We start from the raw sequence: 20,142 nt of genomic DNA, 5'->3' as shown, positions 1-20,142 counted from the left end.
AGAAAAAGAGCTGTGCGAAAGCAGCTCTTTTTTGTGTGTAAATAATACCTTGCCGAATTGGCAAGGTATTATAGTTTTACTTTATTTTGTTTGCTTAGAAGTTGATTCAGTTTCTTTTGCATTGACTGTACTTCTTGTACCTATCATAACTAAATAGCATAGTACAGCAAACAGGCAAGAAATGAAGAGCGAATGTAATAATGCCATTGCTAAACTAGCATTTGTAAATACGACCAAAATCCCTACTATAGCTTGAAGTGTAACAAGGATAAATGAAATAATCCATCCCCAGTATACTACACGCTGCTGCTTGTAATGGCGAATAGCGATAATCATCGCATATAGTATCCAAGCGAAAATTAACATCGCTGCAACTCTATGTCCCATTTGAACCCACTCATGTAGTTGAGTTGGCATAGGTCTACTTTTGCTACATAAAGGGAAGTCTGGACAGGCTAAGGTAGCTCGTTCGTGACGTACTAAAGCTCCTGTGTAGACAACGATATAACTGTAAATTGTTACACCATAAATATGAAATTTCATTTTTTTGTCCATAATAAGTGAACGTGCATCAAATTTCTGATCAATTTCAAAAATAAGACACGTTAACAAGATGACAGAAGCAAATGAAATTAAGGAAATACCGAAATGAATAGCTAATACAGCAGGCATTTGACCCCAAACAACCGCCGCCGCCCCCATTAATGCTTGTGCAACTAAAAATACGAAGGATAAAATTGCTAACGTCTTTGTTTCGCGCACATGTTTATAATATTTCCAGGACAAGATACAAAGAAGAGTAACAAGGATTCCGGCTGATCCAGATGTTAAGCGGTGACTTAGCTCAATAATAGTCTCCATTGATAAATTAGATGGAACAAATTCACCGTTACAAAGAGGCCATGATTTGCCGCATCCTTGGCCTGAACCCGTTTTTGTAACTAAAGCGCCTCCTAGTAAAACTACTAATAAATCGAGACTTGTAATGACTGCTAACCATTTAATAAAGCGTTGCAATCTCTTTCACCATCTTTCTGCTATGAAGTTATTGCGAAATATTTTCATTCCATTATGTATAGAATAAAACGTGCTACAGTCCTATGATATATAAAAAATAATAAAATAGCAAAGAAATGGAGGGCGAGGACAACGTACGTATTATAAAGAAAAAAATGGGATTTAAAATACATATTTTAGGAGGAATTTAGGCTATTTTGAAAAGAAATGGGGAGAATACATGCTAAATATGACAAAATAGTTTATTATAGAAGATAACATCATGTTATGATAAGGATAAATTAGAATAAAGTTTTTTAATGTTTGACACAAAAAGTTCATGTTTTCTTCACAAAATGTTCGGGAAATGTGATTTAATATATTGGAGTATGGGCGTAGATTAGTAGTAGAATGGGTTAACAATATTTCTACTGTAATAATATTGCTATATAGAAGCGAAATATTTCACATGAAATATATGCTTAGAAAGATGATAGGTTTAAGAGGGGGTTAAAGTGATGAACCATGCAACAAGTGAGCTGCATGATGAGTCAGCTGTTTCAATTGTACCGGAAACAACTCGGTTACAAGATTTATCAGCGCTCGTTAAAATGGGGATTGTAAACTCAAATACACTTACTGTATTTACAGGATTTTGGTTGGCTTTACATTTTAATGGATTGAGTGTTATGGACAATCTAGATAAGTTATTTTTCACAATCGTTGGTTCGGCATTAATTATGGCAGGGGTATGTTGTTTAAATAACTACATTGACCGAGATATCGATCCATTAATGGAAAGAACAAAAAACCGTCCAACGGTAACAGGTAAATATAAACCTGGCTTTGCACTTGCATTTGGACTTGTAATTTTACTTCTTGGCTTTGTATTTTTATTACTTACTACACCGATGGCAGTGTTAATCTCATTTATTGGTGCCTTCACATATGTTGTTTTATATACGTTATGGACGAAGAGAAAATATACGTTAAATACTGTTGTAGGTAGTATATCAGGAGCAGTTCCACCTTTAATTGGATGGGCGGCAATTGATCCGTCTTTAAATCATCCAATTGCTTGGATGTTATTTTTAATTATGTTTATTTGGCAAATCCCACATTTCCTCGCATTAGCGATGAAGCGTGTTGATGAATATCGAAATGCAGGAATCCCAATGCTTCCTGTTGTACAGGGATTTGATATTACGAAACGTCAGATTATGATTTGGACAGTATGTTTATTACCACTACCATTTTATATGAGTGGACTTGGAATAACATTCATGGTAATTGCAACATTGCTTAACATCGGATGGATCGCATTAGGGCTTTATGGCTTCCGTCAGCAAGATGACATCAAGTGGTCCGTAAAAATGTTTGTTTATTCCCTGAATTACTTAACAATCTTATTTGTGTCAATGATTGTAGTTACATTCTTCTAAGACAACGACATGATTGGATTTCTTTACGTTGAGATTTACTTTACTTAACTATAAAGTACAATCTAATTCACAAAGAAAGTGGGGGTTGTTTGTATGAAGAAACAGTGGCGACTGCTTTCGTTCGTTTCACTGCTGGCTTTACTGTTAGGGGGATGCGGTAAAGCTTTTCAGTCTACTTTAATTCCGCAAGGGGAAGTAGCAAAAATGCAATATGATTTGCTCTTGCTAGCGAGTGCAATCATGGTAGGAGTAGTACTTGTAGTTACTATTATTTTCTTATATGTAATTGTGCGTTTCCGACAAAAAAAGGGTGAGGAAGATTATATTCCAGAGCAAGTTGAAGGAAATCACAAACTAGAAATTATATGGACAGTCATTCCGATTATTCTTTTGTTAATCTTGGCTGTTCCGACTGTTACATATACATTCAAGCTTGCTGATGTAAGTGCGATGGAGAAAAAGAATATTGATAAAGATACTATCGTTGTTGATGTAACAGCGAATCTTTATTGGTGGGAATTTTCTTATAAATCAGAAAAAATAGTAACTTCTCAAGATTTAGTTATCCCCACAGGTAAGAAAGTGTATTTGAATTTGAAGGGTGCCGATATTAAACATTCGTTTTGGGTTCCATCTTTAGCTGGGAAAATGGATACAAATACAGATAATGTAAACAAAATGTGGTTAAAGGCAGATAAATCGGGCACTTATAATGGTTTTTGTACAGAATTTTGTGGCCCATCACATTCTTTAATGCAGTTCAAAGTGAAAGCTCTGGATGAAAGCGAGTACAAAAAGTGGCTTGCTGACATGAAGAAGATTGATGGAAAAAAAGAAGTAGCTTCTACAAAGGCGCAAGAGGGTCAAGAAATATTTAATAAAAGCTGTATTGGTTGTCATGCAGTTGGATCAAATGATAGTAGACCACCTTCTGCTCGTATCGCACCGAACTTAGCAAACTTCGCAGATCGCGATATGGTTGCTGGTATTGCCGAAAATAATGAAGAGAACTTAAAAAAATGGCTCAAAGATCCTGAAAATATGAAACCAGGTAATAAAATGACTGGTAAATATGGCAACTTAACGGATGATCAAATTAATGCATTAAATGCATATTTACAAACGTTAAAGATTGAAAAATAAAGAGGGATCATTTGCGAAGGGGAGGTTGAAAACGTGAGTTCTGTAGCAAAAAAACAGGGGATGGGTGCTGTCATATGGGATTATTTAACGACAGTAGACCATAAAAAGATTGCCATTCTCTATTTAATTGCAGGTGGATTGTTTTTTGTAATAGGTGGAATAGAAGCACTATTTATTCGCCTGCAGTTAGCGATTCCTAACAATGCTTTTCTTGTTGGGGATGCTTATAATCAAGTATTAACGATGCACGGTACAACAATGATTTTCCTCGCAGCTATGCCACTCGTGTTTGCATTTATGAACGCCGCTGTACCACTTCAAATTGGAGCACGTGATGTGGCGTTCCCGTTTTTGAATTCGCTCGGATTTTGGTTATTTTTCTTTGGTGGATTATTTTTAAATTTAAGTTGGTTTTTAGGAGGAGCGCCTGATGCAGGGTGGACATCGTATGCATCTTTAGCTTTAGCCTCTAAAGGACATGGTGTTGATTTTTATGTACTCGGCTTGCAAATATCAGGTATTGGTACATTAATTGGAGGTATTAACTTCCTTGTTACAATTATTAATATGCGCGCGCCAGGGATGACGTACATGCGCATGCCGATGTTTACATGGACAACATTTGTAACATCTTCACTTATTTTATTTGCATTTCCACCATTAACTGTAGGATTAGGACTTTTAATGTTAGATCGTTTATTTGGCACAAGTTTCTTTAATCCGGCACTAGGTGGGAACACGATTATATGGGAGCATTTATTCTGGATCTTCGGTCATCCGGAAGTATACATTCTTATACTCCCAGCTTTCGGAATATTCTCAGAAATCTTCGCCACATTTTCGAAAAAACGATTATTCGGTTATTCCTCTATGGTGTTCGCGACAGTATTAATAGGGTTTTTAGGATTTATGGTATGGGCGCATCATATGTTTACTGTTGGTCTTGGGCCTGTTGCAAATGCTATCTTCTCGGTTGCAACAATGGCGATTGCAGTTCCAACGGGTATTAAAATATTTAACTGGCTCTTTACAATGTGGGGTGGAAGTATTAGGTTTACAACACCAATGATGTGGGCGGTAGCTTTTATTCCATCCTTCGTTATGGGTGGAGTTACAGGTGTTATGCTTGCTTCTGCACCAGCTGATTATCAGTTTCATGATAATTATTTCGTAGTAGCACACTTTCATTATGTAATTGTTGGTGGTGTTGTATTTGGTTTACTTGCAGGTGCGCATTATTATTGGCCACTTATGTTTAATAAAGTATTAAATGAAACATTAGGTAAGATAACATTTTGGTTATTCTTTATCGGTTTCCATTTAACATTCTTTATTCAGCATTTCCTAGGTCTAATCGGTATGCCACGTCGTTACTACACATATCTTGAGGGCCAAGGGTTGGAAATGGGGAATATGATTAGTTCTATCGGAGCTGTGTTTATGGCTCTTGGAACGATTGTTCTTTTATTCAATGTAATAAAAACAACGGTATCAAAAGAGAAGGCTGGCCGTGATCCATGGGATGGACGTACATTAGAATGGACAATGCCAGCACCTACACCGGAATACAATTTTAAACAATTGCCATTTGTTCGCGGGTTAGATCCGTTTTGGATTGAAAAACGTGAAGGTAATAAAGAGATGACAGCAGCGGAACCAGTTGGTGATATTCATATGCCAAATGCTTCATTTTCACCATTTATCATTTCTCTAGGCTTATTCATAGCAGCATTCGGTGCGATGTATATGCAGGGTGGCAAAGATAAATTTTGGTTATTAGTAGCGATTATCGGTTTAATCATTACGTTTGGTACAATGTTCCTTCGTTCAGTAATTGATGATCATGGATATCATATTCATAAGGAAGATTTAGATGATAAGGGGGGCAAGGCGTAATGCATGTAGATGAGAAATTAACGAATGAAACATTTCCAGCAGAGCCTGAAAAAGCAACCCTTGAGGGGAAAAATAAGTTTGTTGGTTTTTGGTTATTTCTTGGAGGCGAAACAGTGTTGTTCGCTTCCTTATTTGGCACATATTTAGCGTTAAAGAACTCTACAAATGGTGGACCAACATCTCAAGAGATGTTTCAAATGCCACTCGTTTTCATTATGACGATGCTTTTGTTAACAAGTAGTTTAACGAGTGTATACGCAATGTATCATATGAAAAATTTTAACTTTAAGAAAATGCAACTTTGGTTACTTGTAACAGTGTTGCTTGGCTTAGGATTTTTGGGGTTTGAAATATATGAGTTTTATCATTATACGCATGAATTTAAGCATACTATGAGAAGTAGTGCATTTGGTTCTGCATTTTATGCTCTTGTTGGTACACACGGGCTCCACGTGTTGTTTGGATTATGTTGGATTTTAACATTAATCTTTAGAAACGCGAAGAGAGGCTTAAATTTATACAACGCACCAAAGTTTTATGTTGCATCAATTTATTGGCACTTTATTGACGTAGTTTGGGTGTTTATTTTCACTGTAGTATATTTGATGGGAATGGTGGGATAAACAATGGCGGTTAAGCAAACGAATAATCCTAAGGTGGATCTTGTTTATCGGAAGAGAAAAAGTGCAGAGGAAATGAAGCACCAAGTTGTTACATTTTCACTAATGATTTTTTTAACATTAGTTGCATTTGCAGCGGTGGCATATCCGAAAACATTTAGCCCGATTTTTTCGGTTCCATTTATATTATTGTTAGCAGTCATTCAAGTTATATTTCAGTTATATTATTTCATGCATATGAGTCATAAAGGGCATGAAGCGGCGAGTTTCTTCTTGTACTCTGGATTGTTAATTGGTTTATTAACAATATTAGCCTTTATGACAATTGTGTGGATTTAAACAGTGATAGTAGGGGGCTCTGATATATCAAAGCCCTCTTTTTATATGAAATATAAGAATTTTGAAAAGGTAGGTGTGGAAATGGAAAACTTATGGGTATTTGGTTTTCAAGCTTTATGGAGTCCAATTTTTTTATTATTTATGATCTCGATTCTTATTAGTTATTTTTTAATTATTGGACCGTATAGAACGCGATTTGAAAATGCGACGAAGGTAAGTAAGAAGCAAATTTTTTATTTTACGACCGGGATTGTTCTTTTGTATGTTGTAAAGGGAGGACCTATTGATTTAATTGGTCATATCATATTTAGTGCACATATGTTTGAGATGGCAGTAATGTATATTGCGGTGCCTCCGTTATTACTGCTTGGTATACCTGTTTGGTTATATCGTTATATTACTTCTTTTAAGTTCGTTCAAATTGTGATAAAGTTTTTTGCTAAGCCGCTTATTGCATTGTTTGTATTTAATGGCCTGTTTTCCTTTTATCATTTGCCAATTGTTTTTGATGCAGTAAAACAAAGTCAAATAGCGCATCCTATTTGCCTTGCTATATTGTTTTTTGCAGCAATGATGATGTGGTGGCCGATGTTAAATCCACTGCCAGAATATCAAACTTTAAGTGATATTAAGAAGCTTGGTTACATGTTTGCTAATGGTATTTTATTAACGCCAGCTTGTGCGTTAATAATTTTTGCGACTGCACCATTATTTGCAACATATACAGATCCGGCCGCTTGGATGAAGGCAATGGAACTCTGTGTACCGGCGGGTACTTTATCAGATTTAAATATAACTGGACCAGAATTTTTACATTGGATGCCGGTAGTACAAGACCAGCAAACAGGTGGTATTATTATGAAAATTGTCCAGGAAATAGTGTACGGTACGATTATCGGTTATGTGTTCTTTAAATGGGCACGTAGAGAGCGTGAAAAGGATAAAGAGCAGCTGCAAGAGTTACCTCCTTATTTACAGACGAAATAAAAACTAGCGCATCGTGTTAATGCGCTAGTTTTTTTGTTATTCAATAATTTGAAATTCTTTTAACTCTTTTTCAATATTTTGTAGGAGTTGTTCGCTTTTTTGAAGTACATTCGTTGGAAAAATCTCATCATCTCCATATTCAACGCCATGAGGATAATAATGTTTTCCTAATAAGGGTGGCAATAGTTTTACTTGAGCGTGTCTGCCGCCGATGTCACCTTCAACAGCAAATCCTTGTACACGTAAATAATAAATATCCTTTAATATTTCAAATTTATAATCATATGTAACGCGTTCGTAATCCCATTGTCCAGCAAGTACAAAATGATTGTTTTCCATAATCTCAGTTAAAAGAGTTAGATCAACGACTGCATCAGTAAAGTTTGTATTTGTAAATTGCATAGAATACCTCCTTATTTTAATGTTAGTTCATTATTTTTATAATAGTACGAATAATAAGAAAGTGCAATTCGTATTGCGAGAAAAGGGATAATCCAGACTTTTTTCGTGAAAATATGATATAGTGAAAAGAGTACGGTACACACAAAAAAAGGAAATAAAAGGATTTGTGTATATCTCGATTTTATGCTTTGTTCAGGAGGTATATCGTTTGAAGAAATTATTGCGTATCGTAATGATTACATTTTTAATTTTAGCTGTTGATTTATACGGGAAGTTACTCGTGTCACAATATATATTAACCCCATCTCACTCTAAGCAAGAAAATAAAATTGTGAAAAAGAAGAAGCAAGTAAATGAAGAATCCACAGACACTGTTTTAAATATGATTGGCGGGGACTCTGAGAATTTATTAGCGAAGTGGGGCGAACCATCTCGAATAGAGCCGTCTGCTTATGGATATGAATGGTGGGTGTATAATCAAGATTTAGCTCAGTATGTTCAATTTGGAGTTGCTGAACGTAAAGTTGTAACGGCGTATGTTGCTGGTGAGCAAGTTAAGGTGGCTCCCTATTATATAAATGAAAAGTATGAAGAGGTATATAAAAAGAATCCACTTTCACATGAGATTTCATTAAAAAGAGGAAAGAATAGTTATCAATTTGAGTTATCTGATACGGAAGTAATGGAACAACCGCTAGTACCTGTAGAAGATGGATGGGCACAATTATACTTTGATCACTTTACACATGAGCTTGTTGGTCTTCGTTATATGGATGATGAAACGTTATTACGACAAAGACCATATCAACTTGTTTATTCAGGTGAATTAATAGCGGAACAGCCGCTGACGCCAGAAAAAATGAAGCAAGTAGAAAATGGAAATATGCAACAAATTCTCGATTTAACAAATATTATTCGGAGTCGTCATCAATTACCGTTGTTAACATTGGATCAACAAACTGCAGATGTTGCATTTGGCCATAGTAAAGATATGAAGGATAATAATTATTTTTCGCACGATTCACCTACTTTTGGTACGTTAGGAGATCGCTTGCAACGTGGGCAAGTGGCTTTTCAACTTGCTGGTGAGAATATAGCGGCGCAACATAGTGATGGAATTGCGGCGGTACAGGGTTGGTTAAATAGTGAGGGGCATAGAAAGAATTTATTAAACGAACAATTTACTGGATTAGGTGTTGGGGTATATGATAAATTTTATACTCAAAACTTTATCCGAAAATAAAATGAAACTTTAATCAGTCGGGGCATCCTTCATTGATTATTAGTCTTCACCAATAGGGCTTTAATTGTCCACAAATAGGAAGATAAAAAGGTGCATGAATCGTCTAAAAATAGGCGAACCATGTGCCTTTTTTTTCTTACAATATAGTAGATATACATGAAGAGGTGAGGATTATGCCAACAACAAAAGGGCCGTTACATCCATCGGTTCAACAGTTTAAAGAGTTTGTAAACCATCACCCTAAAATGGTTCATGAGGTTAGAAGTGGTCAAAAAACTTGGCAGCAATTTTATGAAGAATGGTACTTACTTGGTGAAGAAGATCAAATATGGACAGCATATAGACCTGATGGAGCACCTGCTTTTTCTCCGGTAAAAGAAAATAAAGAAGAAAAAGAAAATCGAACAGAAGAGGAAAAAACTGCTGATGTGATGGGGCAAATGCTTTCTTTCTTTAAAAAGCTAGACGTAGAACAAATGCAACATCATTTAGCAAATGTAACGAGTGCGATTGGTAGCGTGCAACAAGTTATTCAACAATTTCAAGGAAACCGTGCGCAGCAAGAACAAAGTACTTCTGAAAATAATCCTTTTTTCTTTCAAAAGGATTAGGGGGAAAGAGAATGAGAGCAGAGCTTATGGAGTTTATAAAAGCTGATGAGGATTTAGCTCGCTATATTCGGGAACAGCCATACTGGTACCGGAAATTGACGCGTAACCCAGAAGAAAAAGAAGCTTTTGAGTTAGCTGCCATGCAGCATTTCAAAAAAACGATACCAGATAAAGTGGAAAAATTTCAAAATCAATTGGCCGTTGCTTCAATTATGATTGATATGTTCCAGTATATGAAGCAGCAAAATACGACGTAATTGGAAGGGAAAACTATGTCCGTTATGCAAAACTTTTGTTACAATAGAATCGGATTATTTAAAAAAGGAGTTGCAGCATGACGGAAATTTGTTTAGTACGACATGGACAAACTGATTGGAACTTTCAAGAGATTATTCAAGGGCGCGAAGATATTCCACTCAATGAAGTTGGGAAGAAGCAAGCGAGTCAAAGTGCAGCTGCCTTGCAAGCGGAATCGTGGGATATAATTATAAGTAGCCCGTTAATTAGAGCGCAAGAAACAGCTAAGGAAATTGCTGGGGCTATTGGATTACCATCTATTTTATTAGATGAGCGATTTATGGAACGTAATTTTGGGGAAGCTTCTGGGAAACCAGTTGCGGCCGTTAGAGAGTTAATTACAGAAGGTAATGTAGAAGGAATGGAACAGGATGAAGAAATCGTAGAGCGCTGTTTTACGGCTTTACAACAGGTTGCAGCAGCACATGGAGATAAACGTATTATCATTGTTGCGCATTCACATGCAATAAAAGCTATTTTACACGCAATTGCACCAAATGAAATTACATTTAAAACGCCGTTAAAAAACGCATGTATTAGCTACGTGAAAGAGAATAGCGGGAAATGGGATGTTCTTAAATATAATATTGCGGAGCATATTAGTGTATAAGAGTGCAAGGAGATTGTATGAAAAGTAATTAGAATCATATCTTTCTTTTAGGTGAGACACTTCAATTAGTAGTTCTGTTCCAAATGTGTTATGATGAATACTCGGAGGTGTCTCTCATGATTGTAGCGACGCTGGAAAGCGTATTGATTTTAGATAAGGCAGAGCAGCTTGCAAAAGCGATCATCTGTTCAGATATAGCAGAAGATTACCGTAAGTATTATAAGGATTTACAAGAAGATATAGAAGTCCAGACGCTAATTCAGCAATTTACAGCGATGAAAGAGCGATACGAAGAAGTGCAACGTTTTGGTAAATATCATCCTGATTATACTTTCGTTTCGACGAAAATGAGGGAATTAAAGCGTTCTGTAGATATGCATGATAAGGTTGCAACTTTTAAAAGAGCAGAAACAGCTTTACAGAAGTTATTAGATGAAGTTAGTGTAGCAATTGGTTCTGAGGTATCTTCTTCCGTTAAAGTTCCAACAGGAAATCCGTTTTTTGATGCGGGTGGCTGTGGCGGTGGTTGTGGTACCGGAGGCGGTTGTGGTTGTAAAAAAACGGGGTAATTTACCCCGTTTTTTAGAATATAGAAGAAAACGTATACAGAGTTTGTTCTTTAATGTCATAAATTTATGATTGGTTTTCATAAAATATAAGAATATAAGTTTTTAAAAGGAGAAGATGGAGAAGATTATGTTCGGGCAACGACAAAGTATGATTGTTTATTTACATTCATTGAAACATGCCAAGATTTTAAGGAAATATGGTAACATTCATTACATATCAAAACGTTTGAAATATGCCGTTGTATATTGTGATATGGAACAAATTGAGCATATGATGCAAAAATTGAATAAACTTCCTTTTGTAAAAAAAGTAGAACAGTCGTATCGCCCATTTTTAAAAACGGAATTCGAAAATTCGCGTCCTGATCGGGCAAAAGAATACGATTATAGCTAAGTAAAAAAATCCCCTGCTAAATTTAGTAGGGGATTTTTTTACTTGAAATAACGTGTTATTTCATTGGAGGAATGAAATTGTTCATTCGTAAAATACCAATTAGATGATTAAAAAATAGTTCTTTTTCAGGGAAAGTTGTTGATGGTTTTACAGTAAAGGGAGTAACTTTTTTCCCTATTTGTTCCGCCATTTCTTCAAATAAAACGACACGTTTACTTTTTTTATTTTCAAGTACAGGAATGCCTTCACGACATATGTATAATGGTTGGAAATCACCAGTAGTTGTCGGTTTTAGTATTACAACAAGTGAACACACTTTTTTTTCGTTTTTTACAGTTTCGAATTGTAACATATGTGTTACACGTTCTTGGTTTGTTTTGGCAATTTCAAGTAATTCATATAAGTCAGAGTAGCCTTCTCCGAGTTCTATAAAGCGTTGAATCATATTTTTTCCTCCTCTTTCTTTTACTGTACCACCTCACTTTTTAAATGAAAAGTAGACAAATAAAAAAACCCTGCAAAGCAGGGCCCTTCTAATACTAGTATGTACTACTAGTAAGAAGGCAAAGGGAGAGGAGAAACCGGAGGAAGAACTTATGGGGAAACGTAAGTCTTCTCCGCGGTTGGCAACAACATCGAAAATGATGTTGTTATATTTATTTATGTCCAATCTAAAATGAAGATATACATAATGAAATTAAAATTTATGTTAGGCTTTTTATTTTTCTTTTTTTTATTTTATGATAGGATAAAAAAGGTAAAGTGGAACTGATGTACATAGAGGGTTGTTGCTTGCAAATAGTGAAATGGATATGAAAGAAATAGCGAGCGATTATTTTAACTGAGGTTTTCAATTAGTTAAATAACAGATTAATGAAAAAATGTATGAAATAGTATGAATCGGTAGCGGTTACCGAATTGAAATGAATTTGCTGTAATCGCTCTATAGATTGAAATAAAGGTAGTGACAACAGATGAGAGTAGTTTCAGGAAAATGTAAAGGGCACCCACTTAAAGCGGTACCTGGTAATACAACGCGTCCAACGACAGATAAAGTGAAAGAATCTATTTTTAATATGATAGGTCCTTATTATGATGGTGGTATCGCTCTTGATTTATTTGGTGGTAGCGGTGGTCTTGGAATTGAGGCCATAAGTAGAGGGATTGATAAAGCGATTTTTGTTGACCGAGATAGTAAAGCGATAAAAGTCATTCATCAAAATTTAGAAAGCTGTAGACTACAAGAACAAGCTGAAGTGTACCGAAATGATGCAGAGCGTGCGGTAAAGGCGCTTATAAAGCGTGAAATATCATTCGATCTTATACTAATAGACCCTCCATATAAAGCTCAAAAAATTGTGTCTTTAGTTAGTGTAATGGATCAACATGGATTGTTAAATAAAGATGGCATCATTATGGCAGAGCATGGAGATGACGTGGTTTTACCTGATTCTATAGGAGAACTTGTAAAAGTACGGGCAGAAAACTACGGGATTACAGCAATTTCGATTTATAAGTATGAAGGTGAGGGGACAGAATGACAAGTATAGCTATTTCTTCAGGGAGTTTTGATCCAATTACCCTTGGACATTTGGATATTATTAAAAGGGGAGCAAAAGTATTTGATGAAGTATATGTAGTTGTTTTAAACAATTCATCAAAAAAACCATTCTTTTCGGTAGAAGAACGCCTAGAGTTAATTCGAGAGGCGACAAAGGATATTCCGAATGTAAAAGTTGATTCACATAGTGGATTATTGGTGGAATATGCAAAAATGCGTAATGCAAATGCAATATTACGTGGTTTACGAGCAGTTTCTGATTTTGAATATGAGATGCAAATTACTTCAATGAATCGAAAACTAGACGAAAGTATCGAAACTTTCTTCATTATGACAAATAATCAATATTCATTTTTAAGTTCAAGTATTGTGAAAGAAGTTGCGAGATATGGTGGAAGTGTAGTAGACCTTGTTCCTCCGATTGTAGAGCGTGCTTTAAAAGAAAAGTTTAAAACCCCGTTAAAGTGAACGGGGTTTTTCTTTATAAATGCGTAAAAACAATAAGATGACATATAAATATAAACAAAATAAGGTGAAGATTGGTCCGTAGTGTATAAATGATGTCCAAATATCAGTTAGTGTATAAGAATGATTCAATAAAAATACGGGAAGATCTTCTTGCGTAGGCGAGAAAGAATGAACTTTTTCATAAAATGGTCCCCAAAATATAAAAGTGAAAATAGGAGCGAGAATACTTTGGATAATTCGAGCTAAAAAATATGGTTTAAAGCGGATATCTGTCTCCGCTAATATGCTTGCTACTTGTGCCTGAATAGAAAGACCGCTAAATGCTAAAATGAAGCTTGTTACCATCGCTTGTTGAAGAAGTGTTGATTCATTAATTTGACTAATCATTTGGCTTCCGAGCGTCATTTCAAAAATACCGGATAATATCGGAATACTAAATTGGGATGTAAGTTGGAAGAATGATAAAATATGTTGCATAATAAAAGAAAGCGCTTCTGTAATTTTGAAAACAGTAATCATTTTATTTAAAACAGAGAATAAAATAATAAACCCACCAATCATGAGCAATGTTTGAATAGAAGAAACGATAGCGTCACCGAGTAGTTTTCCGATTGGTCTTTTTTCTTGCATACGTGTTTGGTGGAGGATGGAAAAAGGATTTTGAAAGGCACGCTTTTGATTCGTATGTTTGTCTTTTATGTAAGTATCGTTATTACCATAAAAGCGCATAAGTAATCCGACGATAAAGTTACTTATATAATGTGCTGCTGCTAATACGAGTCCTAATTTCGGATTATTGAAAAAACCAATAGAAACCGCTCCGAAAATAAAAAGTGGATTAGAAGAATTTGTGAAAGATACGAGTCGTTCCGCTTCAATTTGTGTTAGTTGATTGCTCTTGCGTAGTCTAGCGCTTAATTTGGCGCCAGCGGGGAATCCTGAAGCCATTCCCATTGCCCAAACAAATCCGCCTACCCCTGGAACACGAAACAGTGGACGCATTAGTGGTTCTAATATAACACCGATAAATTTTACAATACCAATACTGATTAGAAGTTCCGCAATGATGAAAAACGGTAGTAGTGAAGGGAATACAACTTCCCACCATATATTTAACCCGCGAATTGAAGCTTGCAAAGCATCTTGGGGGTGAAGTACAAGAGAAAAGGTTAAAAACAACATTGATATGGTAAGAAAAGCAGTTTTCCATTTTTCGTACATGTAAGAAAATCCCCCTTTGTCCCAAAAACGTTCATTTCAGTATACGTGGATATGTGGTGAATTTAGACCATAAGTATGAAAAAGGAATGAAAAAAATTAAAGGGTGAGAAAAATGAAGGAACCAAAAATCGGTTTAGCGCTTGGATCCGGAGGTGCAAAAGGTTTTGCTCACATAGGGGTAATAAAAGTGTTAAGGGAAGCTGGCATCCCTATTCACATGATAGCAGGTAGTAGTATAGGAGCGTTAATTGGTACATTTTATGCAGCGAGTTGTGACGTTGAAAGACTGTATAGATTGGCCGCTGTTTTTAAAAGGAAATATTATTTGGATTTTACAGTTCCTAAAATGGGATTTATTGCTGGAAAACGTATTAAAGATATGATTAAAATGTTTACATATAATAAAAATTTAGAAGAGTTAGATATCCCGACAGCTGTTGTGGCTACTGACATTTTGAAGGGGGAGAAAGTTGTTTTTACAAGTGGTCCAATTGCGGAGGCGGTTCGAGCTAGTATATCTGTACCAGGGGTGTTTGTTCCAGAAAAAATAGATGGCCGCTTATTAGTGGATGGAGGGGTAATTGACCGTATTCCCGTATCGGTTGTAAAAGATTTAGGTGCTGATATTGTTATTGCTGTTGATGTATCTCCAATTAAGGTGAATGGAGAGGTTACATCGATTTATGATGTAATTATGCAAAGTATTGAAATTATGCAACATGAACTTGTGATGAATCGGCAAATAGCATCAGATTTAATGATGCGGCCAGCAGTGGAACAATTTAGTTCGCGTGCTTTTACACATATTGAAGACATTATTAGGGTCGGAGAAGTGGAAGCGGAACAACATATTTCAAACATTTATTTACTAATTGAGCAGTGGAAGGAGAAACATAATGTTTAAGCGTTTTCGGTTTATATATGCAATTTTAATAGGGGTTATATTGGCGATGCTACTTGTTTATGTGCGCTTGCCGTATTATGTGACAAAACCAGGTATGGCCGCGAAATTAGCGCCGTACGTGCAAGTTGACGGTGGAACTAAAGAGTCTGGTGATTTCATGCTTGTCACTGTCTCAATGGGACCTGCTAATGTGGTGAACTTAATAGCCGCGCAATTTAATAAATATACACACGTTTCGAAGGCGGAAGAAATATTGCAAAAAGGCGAGAGTGATGAAGAATATCAATTTCGCCAAAATTATGCAATGAAAGATTCGCAAAATGCAGCAATCTATAATGCTTATAAACGTGCAAATCGCTCTGTTTCTTTTGAAAATAAAGGTGTACTAGTTGCTGGTGTAGCAAAGGGTATGCCGTCAGAGGGAAAGCTTAAGCTTGGAGATGTTATTATAGCTGTCGATGGAAAAATATTCGACAAGACGGAACAATTTATTGAGTATATGACAGGGAAAAAAGAAGGGGACACAGTAAATATTGAATACAAGCGGGGCGGAAAACAGTTTAAAGAAAATTTAAATGTAAAGACGATCCCTAATGGGAATGGACGCGTCGGTATAGGGGTCTCTATCGTTACGGAAAGAGAGTTAGTAGTAGACCCGAAAGTGAAAATCGATTCCCATGAAATCGGCGGTCCATCAGCGGGGTTAATGTTTACACTAGAAATTTATAATCAGCTCGTTGAAGAAGATTTAACAAACGGACATGAAATAGCTGGAACAGGTACAATCAATGATAAAGGAGAAATTGGTCCAATTGGTGGTATTCAGCAAAAAGTAGTAGCTGCTAGTGATGCGGGAGCTGAAGTGTTTTTTGCGCCAAATGAAAAAGGTGTAGAGAAATCGAATTATAAAGATGCTCTTGAAGCTGCGAAAGATATTAAAACGAAGATGAAAATTGTACCGGTGGACACACTGGATGATGCATTAACTTATTTGGAAAAAATGGGTAAAACAAAGTAAACCTCTCTGAAGAAGAGAGGTTTTTCTTATAGGAATTTTTTCGTTATTTCATCATAACGAATTGGATGATGCGTTGCGTCTTGTTTTAGCAGTTGTGTCCGCAAAGGTTCTTGCATTATGGAGAAATATACAGCATTTGATTTTCGTTCTATGTCTAAAGTTGGATGTTCGAATGTTTTTGTATGAGTAAGGATTGGGAGTTCTATTTTTTTCTTATTTCTAGAAAGATAAGTTTGTCCTTTTTGTGACATTCCGAGAAGACGGATATACGGCGCATGTTGCTCTATATTTGCTTTGTGTATTTCTTCCTTCGTTGTATTTGTTAAAATATGTGTACAAGCTCTTTGCAATCTAGTCCATGTATAACGTTTTGTTTTTAATGCTTCCATGAATGAATAGAAAGATGAACTGTTTTGTATTTTTGATAAAATACGATGCTCTAAACCTTCTTCCATTTCATATATATGTTGTAAGTCCTCTGAAGACATCGTCATAAGTTTGTATTTAAAAAATGAAAAGTATTTTTCCCAGTTATGTAACGTCCCGTAGTTTTGCTTGTAGTTTTCTAAAAGAGAAGCAGTCATTTTCGGGATAAAAGGCTCAATAGTTGTAGAGGAATTGTTTTCATTAAATAGCTGTTTGCGAATACTTGTTGCACTTGCAATATGTTGATCGTGAAATGTTTCATCATGATAATGAGAGGCGAATCTTTTTATAGTTTGTGCTTGCATCGAACTGTTTTGTAAGAGAATTGCTTTAATGTACTGTAAGCCTAAAATGTTATTTGGTTGTGACATATCTACGTTTTTTTCGGGTGGTAAGATGTGTAGAAAGGCTTCAGATGTAGCTTTCGCATAACTATTACCTGCATTCATAAATTGCTTCACAAGACGATTAAAAGTCTCTTCTTCATTTTTTTGTATAGCGATGGTATTGTAGAAATTTTCAGCTTGTCCATCTTCACTACCGAAACAAATTTCAGAAACACCAAGGGCGTTTAAAATCGAAATTGCGCCATTTGCGAAAGTTTCGGCCTTTTGTGTTGCGAATGCATATGGAAGCTCTACAACGAGGTCTACGCCGTTTGTTAAGGCCATTTTGGTACGATACCATTTGGAGATGAGTGCGGGCTCACCACGCTGCAAAAAAGGACCACTCATAACGGCGATAATAATATCAGACTGTGTTAACTTTTTTGTTTGTTGCACATGATAAGCATGACCGTTATGAAAAGGGTTATATTCAACAACAATACCACTGGATTTTATGGTAATCTCTCCTTTCGATGTAGCATCTTTTTGGAAAACGTGATAGTCTATATATTATTTCCTATGATGACTTCATTATAGTGTAAAGAAAAAACATTGACAAATATAAAATGGCTAGCTATAATTTTGTTTGTTGCCTTGAGGTGATATGATATGAAATGGTCCATCCATCAATTGAATAAATTGAGAAATAAAGGATTGACATTAAATGAAATGGTAGATGTAAGTGAGCTAAAAGAGGTCGAGAAAGATATTCGTGAAATTAATCCTGCTCATGTAACAGGAAGAGTTGATTTTGGCTCCGGTAAGTTTACGTTTCATCTACATATAACTGGAAGCATGGTTTTACCATGTTCTCGCTCTTTAGTAGATGTGACATTACCATTTGACATTAAAACAACTGAGGTGTTCCAAACTTCGGAAGAAGAATTTGAAACAGAAGCTGAAATTCATTGTTTAGAAGGAGAAGTACTTGACTTACTGCCCGTAATCAAGGAAAATATACTTTTGGAGATTCCAATGCAAATTTTCAGTGATGATGTTTCTGGTGGAGCACCGATGCAAGGTCAAGACTGGCAAGTGATTTCGGAAGAAAACAAAGAAAAGACTGTTGATCCACGATTAGCAGGACTTGCAAAGTTTTTTGACAAATAATCGGAAGACTGGTTTAGGCCTTCATATGAAAATAACTATTTCTTTTAAGGAGGTGGGAAGAATGGCTGTACCTTTTAGAAGAACTTCTAAAACAGTAAAAAGAAAGCGTCGTACGCATTTCAAATTATCAGTACCTGGTATGGTAGAGTGCCCAAGCTGTGGTGAAGCGAAATTAGCTCACCGTGTATGTAAAGCATGCGGTACTTACAAAGGTAAAGAAGTAATCAGCAAGTAATTGCGGGAAAATAAACGTAGAAGATATCTTCTACGTTTATTTTTTTTTTGTCTTATTCTTTATTTGTTGTATTCTATCTTTTCTAGTAACTGCATATGCTTAATAAAAAATGCATAGGGAGGACTAGAGAGATGGCGACAACAAGACAAGATGCTTGGACTGATGATGAAGATTTGCTTCTGGCAGAAGTAGTACTCCGGCATATTCAAGAAGGTGGAACGCAACTTTCTGCCTTTAAAGAAGTGGGGAGACATTTGTCTCGCACACCAGCAGCATGTGGATTTAGGTGGAATTCTTATGTTAGAAAGCAATACAAAGAACGTATTGAAGAAGCAAAGCAACTTCGTAAAGTAGAAAATTATGAAGTGAAAGAGACAAAGGTAGTAGAGCCTACATCAATTACATTGAATGATGTTATTGAATTTTTGCGAAATTATAAAGATGAAAGCTCTTTAATGGTGTTGCAACAACAAATTGAATCGTTGCAAACAGAGAAAGAACATCTTCTGGAGCGATTATCAGTATATGAGGAAGAATATAGAACATTACTTGATTATATCGATCAAAAAAGAAGTGTAATGGTAGCGGAAAGAAATGGCGCTCGCTCGAATGGAGAATTAGAAAAATTAAAGAAATAAAAACAGCTGCGTAACAGCTGTTTTTTTTTGTTTCTTATGCAGATTCTTCGTTTGTAATCGCATTCGAATTTGTTTCTGGATGCCAAATATAAAAATCACCATCAGTTACTGATACTGGCTGGAAACTTAATTTATCCCAAAAACCAGATGACTGGATACGTGCTATCGTTTTAATTGGGAATTGTAGTTGTTTCGCATAATTAACAAGCATTTGTCCGAATCCTTGTTTTTGAAAAGTCGGCAATACTTCAAGTTTATAAAGTTCTAGGTAAGTACCTGTAATTTCAAATGGTTCTCCGCCGTTCCTTTTCATATATAGACTCATACGTGCGATTAGCGATCCACCATAATAAATACCGTAAAATGGAGACTCACTATCATTTTCAATAATGTTTGCTTGTAATTCTTCCAACATGGATAGTTCTTGAGCTCCGCACCCTTTAAATTTTTTAAATTCATCTAATGTTTTATAATTGATGAGCAAGCGTTCAACTTTTGGGAATCCCATTACATCACGTCCTTTTCTTATCTTGTTGAATGCAGAAAAGTTAAAATATTTATAATAATATTATAACTCATTTTTAAATTTTTATGAAGAAGATAGAATATTTCTTTCATTATTTTTT

Annotated in this window: 25 protein-coding genes; 19 read left to right on the top strand and 6 right to left on the bottom strand. The window is 35.7% G+C overall.

What is annotated here, in order from left to right:
* Positions 1-81: 81 nt before the first annotated feature.
* Positions 82-1,017 (bottom strand): heme A synthase, encoded by a 936-nt coding sequence (gene ctaA, locus NSQ08_RS18320; protein WP_002088309.1) that lies wholly within the window; start codon positions 1,015-1,017, stop codon positions 82-84.
* 497 nt (positions 1,018-1,514) lie between these two features.
* On the opposite strand from ctaA, the gene cyoE reads away from it, so the two are divergent.
* From cyoE to ctaG, 6 genes are all read left to right on the top strand, one after another.
* Positions 1,515-2,438, top strand: a complete 924-nt coding sequence (gene cyoE / locus NSQ08_RS18315) for a heme o synthase (RefSeq protein ID WP_002142959.1) — start codon at positions 1,515-1,517, stop codon at positions 2,436-2,438.
* Positions 2,439-2,531: 93 nt separating this feature from the next.
* Entirely contained in the window at positions 2,532-3,581 is a 1,050-nt protein-coding gene (gene coxB / locus NSQ08_RS18310; RefSeq protein ID WP_002088304.1) for a cytochrome c oxidase subunit II, read from the top strand.
* 60 nt (positions 3,582-3,641) lie between these two features.
* The gene (ctaD, locus tag NSQ08_RS18305; RefSeq protein ID WP_002014777.1) at positions 3,642-5,477 is read left to right on the top strand and encodes a cytochrome c oxidase subunit I; all 1,836 of its coding nucleotides are present in this window, start codon (positions 3,642-3,644) and stop codon (positions 5,475-5,477) included.
* Positions 5,477-6,100, top strand: a complete 624-nt coding sequence (gene ctaE, locus NSQ08_RS18300; RefSeq protein ID WP_000557861.1) for a cytochrome c oxidase subunit III — start codon at positions 5,477-5,479, stop codon at positions 6,098-6,100. Before ctaD ends, ctaE begins: the two co-directional genes overlap by 1 nt.
* A 3-nt stretch (positions 6,101-6,103) precedes the next feature.
* Positions 6,104-6,436, top strand: coding sequence for a cytochrome c oxidase subunit IVB (ctaF, locus tag NSQ08_RS18295; protein ID WP_002014776.1), 333 nt, complete (start codon positions 6,104-6,106; stop codon positions 6,434-6,436).
* Positions 6,437-6,517: 81 nt separating this feature from the next.
* Positions 6,518-7,423, top strand: coding sequence for a cytochrome c oxidase assembly factor CtaG (gene ctaG, locus NSQ08_RS18290; protein WP_033708188.1), 906 nt, complete (start codon positions 6,518-6,520; stop codon positions 7,421-7,423).
* A 36-nt stretch (positions 7,424-7,459) separates the two neighbouring features.
* Here the strand turns inward: ctaG and NSQ08_RS18285 are convergent, their stop codons facing one another.
* Positions 7,460-7,825: a YugN family protein gene (locus NSQ08_RS18285; RefSeq protein ID WP_002014773.1), complete on the bottom strand. Its 366-nt coding sequence runs from the start codon at positions 7,823-7,825 to the stop codon at positions 7,460-7,462.
* Between the two features lie 208 nt (positions 7,826-8,033).
* Between NSQ08_RS18285 and NSQ08_RS18280 the strand changes: the two genes are divergently transcribed.
* The 6 genes from NSQ08_RS18280 to NSQ08_RS18255 all read left to right on the top strand — a co-directional run bounded on the left by NSQ08_RS18280 (position 8,034) and on the right by NSQ08_RS18255 (position 11,549).
* Entirely contained in the window at positions 8,034-9,068 is a 1,035-nt protein-coding gene (locus tag NSQ08_RS18280) for a CAP domain-containing protein (protein ID WP_002088298.1), read from the top strand.
* Between the two features lie 173 nt (positions 9,069-9,241).
* Positions 9,242-9,679, top strand: coding sequence for a YlbD family protein (locus NSQ08_RS18275; protein ID WP_088034443.1), 438 nt, complete (start codon positions 9,242-9,244; stop codon positions 9,677-9,679).
* A gap of 11 nt (positions 9,680-9,690) precedes the next feature.
* Complete coding sequence (locus NSQ08_RS18270; protein WP_002014770.1) at positions 9,691-9,936, top strand: YlbE-like family protein; 246 nt, start codon at positions 9,691-9,693, stop codon at positions 9,934-9,936.
* 77 nt (positions 9,937-10,013) lie between these two features.
* Complete coding sequence (locus tag NSQ08_RS18265) at positions 10,014-10,586, top strand: histidine phosphatase family protein (protein WP_002014767.1); 573 nt, start codon at positions 10,014-10,016, stop codon at positions 10,584-10,586.
* A gap of 116 nt (positions 10,587-10,702) precedes the next feature.
* Entirely contained in the window at positions 10,703-11,155 is a 453-nt protein-coding gene (locus tag NSQ08_RS18260; RefSeq protein WP_002014765.1) for a YlbF family regulator, read from the top strand.
* Between the two features lie 127 nt (positions 11,156-11,282).
* Positions 11,283-11,549, top strand: coding sequence for a YlbG family protein (locus tag NSQ08_RS18255; protein ID WP_002088292.1), 267 nt, complete (start codon positions 11,283-11,285; stop codon positions 11,547-11,549).
* A gap of 55 nt (positions 11,550-11,604) precedes the next feature.
* Here the strand turns inward: NSQ08_RS18255 and NSQ08_RS18250 are convergent, their stop codons facing one another.
* Complete coding sequence (locus NSQ08_RS18250) at positions 11,605-11,994, bottom strand: DUF7147 family protein (RefSeq protein WP_002014762.1); 390 nt, start codon at positions 11,992-11,994, stop codon at positions 11,605-11,607.
* Between the two features lie 529 nt (positions 11,995-12,523).
* Between NSQ08_RS18250 and rsmD the strand changes: the two genes are divergently transcribed.
* Both rsmD and coaD read left to right on the top strand, forming a co-directional pair.
* A complete protein-coding gene (gene rsmD / locus NSQ08_RS18245) occupies positions 12,524-13,090 on the top strand; it encodes a 16S rRNA (guanine(966)-N(2))-methyltransferase RsmD (protein ID WP_001266992.1) in 567 nt (188 codons plus the stop codon).
* Complete coding sequence (gene coaD, locus NSQ08_RS18240; protein ID WP_002142952.1) at positions 13,087-13,578, top strand: pantetheine-phosphate adenylyltransferase; 492 nt, start codon at positions 13,087-13,089, stop codon at positions 13,576-13,578. Before rsmD ends, coaD begins: the two co-directional genes overlap by 4 nt.
* Here coaD and ylbJ read toward each other — a convergent pair.
* Entirely contained in the window at positions 13,570-14,799 is a 1,230-nt protein-coding gene (ylbJ, locus tag NSQ08_RS18235) for a sporulation integral membrane protein YlbJ (RefSeq protein WP_002142951.1), read from the bottom strand. The genes coaD and ylbJ overlap by 9 nt on opposite strands.
* A 112-nt stretch (positions 14,800-14,911) precedes the next feature.
* On the opposite strand from ylbJ, the gene NSQ08_RS18230 reads away from it, so the two are divergent.
* Together NSQ08_RS18230 and NSQ08_RS18225 are read left to right on the top strand one after the other, a co-directional pair.
* The gene (locus tag NSQ08_RS18230; RefSeq protein ID WP_002138096.1) at positions 14,912-15,703 is read left to right on the top strand and encodes a patatin-like phospholipase family protein; all 792 of its coding nucleotides are present in this window, start codon (positions 14,912-14,914) and stop codon (positions 15,701-15,703) included.
* A complete protein-coding gene (locus tag NSQ08_RS18225) occupies positions 15,696-16,721 on the top strand; it encodes a SepM family pheromone-processing serine protease (protein WP_002088283.1) in 1,026 nt (341 codons plus the stop codon). Before NSQ08_RS18230 ends, NSQ08_RS18225 begins: the two co-directional genes overlap by 8 nt.
* A gap of 26 nt (positions 16,722-16,747) precedes the next feature.
* Here NSQ08_RS18225 and NSQ08_RS18220 read toward each other — a convergent pair whose 3' ends face one another.
* A complete protein-coding gene (locus NSQ08_RS18220) occupies positions 16,748-17,989 on the bottom strand; it encodes a nucleotidyltransferase (protein WP_165570773.1) in 1,242 nt (413 codons plus the stop codon).
* Positions 17,990-18,142: 153 nt separating this feature from the next.
* Here NSQ08_RS18220 and NSQ08_RS18215 point away from each other — a divergent pair, with 153 nt between their 5' ends.
* The 3 genes from NSQ08_RS18215 (at position 18,143) to NSQ08_RS18205 (ending at position 19,516) form a co-directional block, all read left to right on the top strand.
* Complete coding sequence (locus NSQ08_RS18215; protein WP_002014753.1) at positions 18,143-18,643, top strand: YceD family protein; 501 nt, start codon at positions 18,143-18,145, stop codon at positions 18,641-18,643.
* Positions 18,644-18,704: 61 nt separating this feature from the next.
* Positions 18,705-18,878, top strand: coding sequence for a 50S ribosomal protein L32 (gene rpmF / locus NSQ08_RS18210; protein WP_001984764.1), 174 nt, complete (start codon positions 18,705-18,707; stop codon positions 18,876-18,878).
* A gap of 131 nt (positions 18,879-19,009) precedes the next feature.
* Positions 19,010-19,516 (top strand): RsfA family transcriptional regulator, encoded by a 507-nt coding sequence (locus NSQ08_RS18205; RefSeq protein ID WP_002033739.1) that lies wholly within the window; start codon positions 19,010-19,012, stop codon positions 19,514-19,516.
* A 34-nt stretch (positions 19,517-19,550) separates the two neighbouring features.
* Here NSQ08_RS18205 and NSQ08_RS18200 read toward each other — a convergent pair whose 3' ends face one another.
* A complete protein-coding gene (locus NSQ08_RS18200; protein ID WP_002014751.1) occupies positions 19,551-20,024 on the bottom strand; it encodes an N-acetyltransferase in 474 nt (157 codons plus the stop codon).
* Between the last annotated feature and the right edge of the window lie 118 nt (positions 20,025-20,142).

The organism is Bacillus sp. FSL E2-8887 (assembly GCF_038007205.1).
Classification (GTDB): domain Bacteria; phylum Bacillota; class Bacilli; order Bacillales; family Bacillaceae_G; genus Bacillus_A; species Bacillus_A mycoides.
This window is presented reverse-complemented; position numbering and strand designations above follow the sequence as displayed.

Bases quoted from the DNA above. Each gene is read 5' to 3' on its own strand.
- cyoE (WP_002142959.1), top strand. From the start codon at position 1,515: ATGAACCATGCAACAAGTGAGCTGCATGATGAGTCAGCTGTTTCAATT.
- coxB (WP_002088304.1), top strand. From the start codon at position 2,532: ATGAAGAAACAGTGGCGACTGCTTTCGTTCGTTTCACTGCTGGCTTTA.
- ctaD (WP_002014777.1), top strand. From the start codon at position 3,642: ATGGGTGCTGTCATATGGGATTATTTAACGACAGTAGACCATAAAAAG.
- ctaE (WP_000557861.1), top strand. From the start codon at position 5,477: ATGCATGTAGATGAGAAATTAACGAATGAAACATTTCCAGCAGAGCCT.
- ctaF (WP_002014776.1), top strand. From the start codon at position 6,104: ATGGCGGTTAAGCAAACGAATAATCCTAAGGTGGATCTTGTTTATCGG.
- ctaG (WP_033708188.1), top strand. From the start codon at position 6,518: ATGGAAAACTTATGGGTATTTGGTTTTCAAGCTTTATGGAGTCCAATT.
- NSQ08_RS18285 (WP_002014773.1), bottom strand. From the start codon at position 7,825: ATGCAATTTACAAATACAAACTTTACTGATGCAGTCGTTGATCTAACT.
- NSQ08_RS18275 (WP_088034443.1), top strand. From the start codon at position 9,242: ATGCCAACAACAAAAGGGCCGTTACATCCATCGGTTCAACAGTTTAAA.
- NSQ08_RS18270 (WP_002014770.1), top strand. From the start codon at position 9,691: ATGAGAGCAGAGCTTATGGAGTTTATAAAAGCTGATGAGGATTTAGCT.
- NSQ08_RS18265 (WP_002014767.1), top strand. From the start codon at position 10,014: ATGACGGAAATTTGTTTAGTACGACATGGACAAACTGATTGGAACTTT.
- NSQ08_RS18260 (WP_002014765.1), top strand. From the start codon at position 10,703: ATGATTGTAGCGACGCTGGAAAGCGTATTGATTTTAGATAAGGCAGAG.
- NSQ08_RS18255 (WP_002088292.1), top strand. From the start codon at position 11,283: ATGTTCGGGCAACGACAAAGTATGATTGTTTATTTACATTCATTGAAA.
- NSQ08_RS18250 (WP_002014762.1), bottom strand. From the start codon at position 11,994: ATGATTCAACGCTTTATAGAACTCGGAGAAGGCTACTCTGACTTATAT.
- rsmD (WP_001266992.1), top strand. From the start codon at position 12,524: ATGAGAGTAGTTTCAGGAAAATGTAAAGGGCACCCACTTAAAGCGGTA.
- coaD (WP_002142952.1), top strand. From the start codon at position 13,087: ATGACAAGTATAGCTATTTCTTCAGGGAGTTTTGATCCAATTACCCTT.
- ylbJ (WP_002142951.1), bottom strand. From the start codon at position 14,799: ATGTACGAAAAATGGAAAACTGCTTTTCTTACCATATCAATGTTGTTT.
- NSQ08_RS18230 (WP_002138096.1), top strand. From the start codon at position 14,912: ATGAAGGAACCAAAAATCGGTTTAGCGCTTGGATCCGGAGGTGCAAAA.
- NSQ08_RS18225 (WP_002088283.1), top strand. From the start codon at position 15,696: ATGTTTAAGCGTTTTCGGTTTATATATGCAATTTTAATAGGGGTTATA.
- NSQ08_RS18215 (WP_002014753.1), top strand. From the start codon at position 18,143: ATGAAATGGTCCATCCATCAATTGAATAAATTGAGAAATAAAGGATTG.
- rpmF (WP_001984764.1), top strand. From the start codon at position 18,705: ATGGCTGTACCTTTTAGAAGAACTTCTAAAACAGTAAAAAGAAAGCGT.
- NSQ08_RS18205 (WP_002033739.1), top strand. From the start codon at position 19,010: ATGGCGACAACAAGACAAGATGCTTGGACTGATGATGAAGATTTGCTT.
- NSQ08_RS18200 (WP_002014751.1), bottom strand. From the start codon at position 20,024: ATGGGATTCCCAAAAGTTGAACGCTTGCTCATCAATTATAAAACATTA.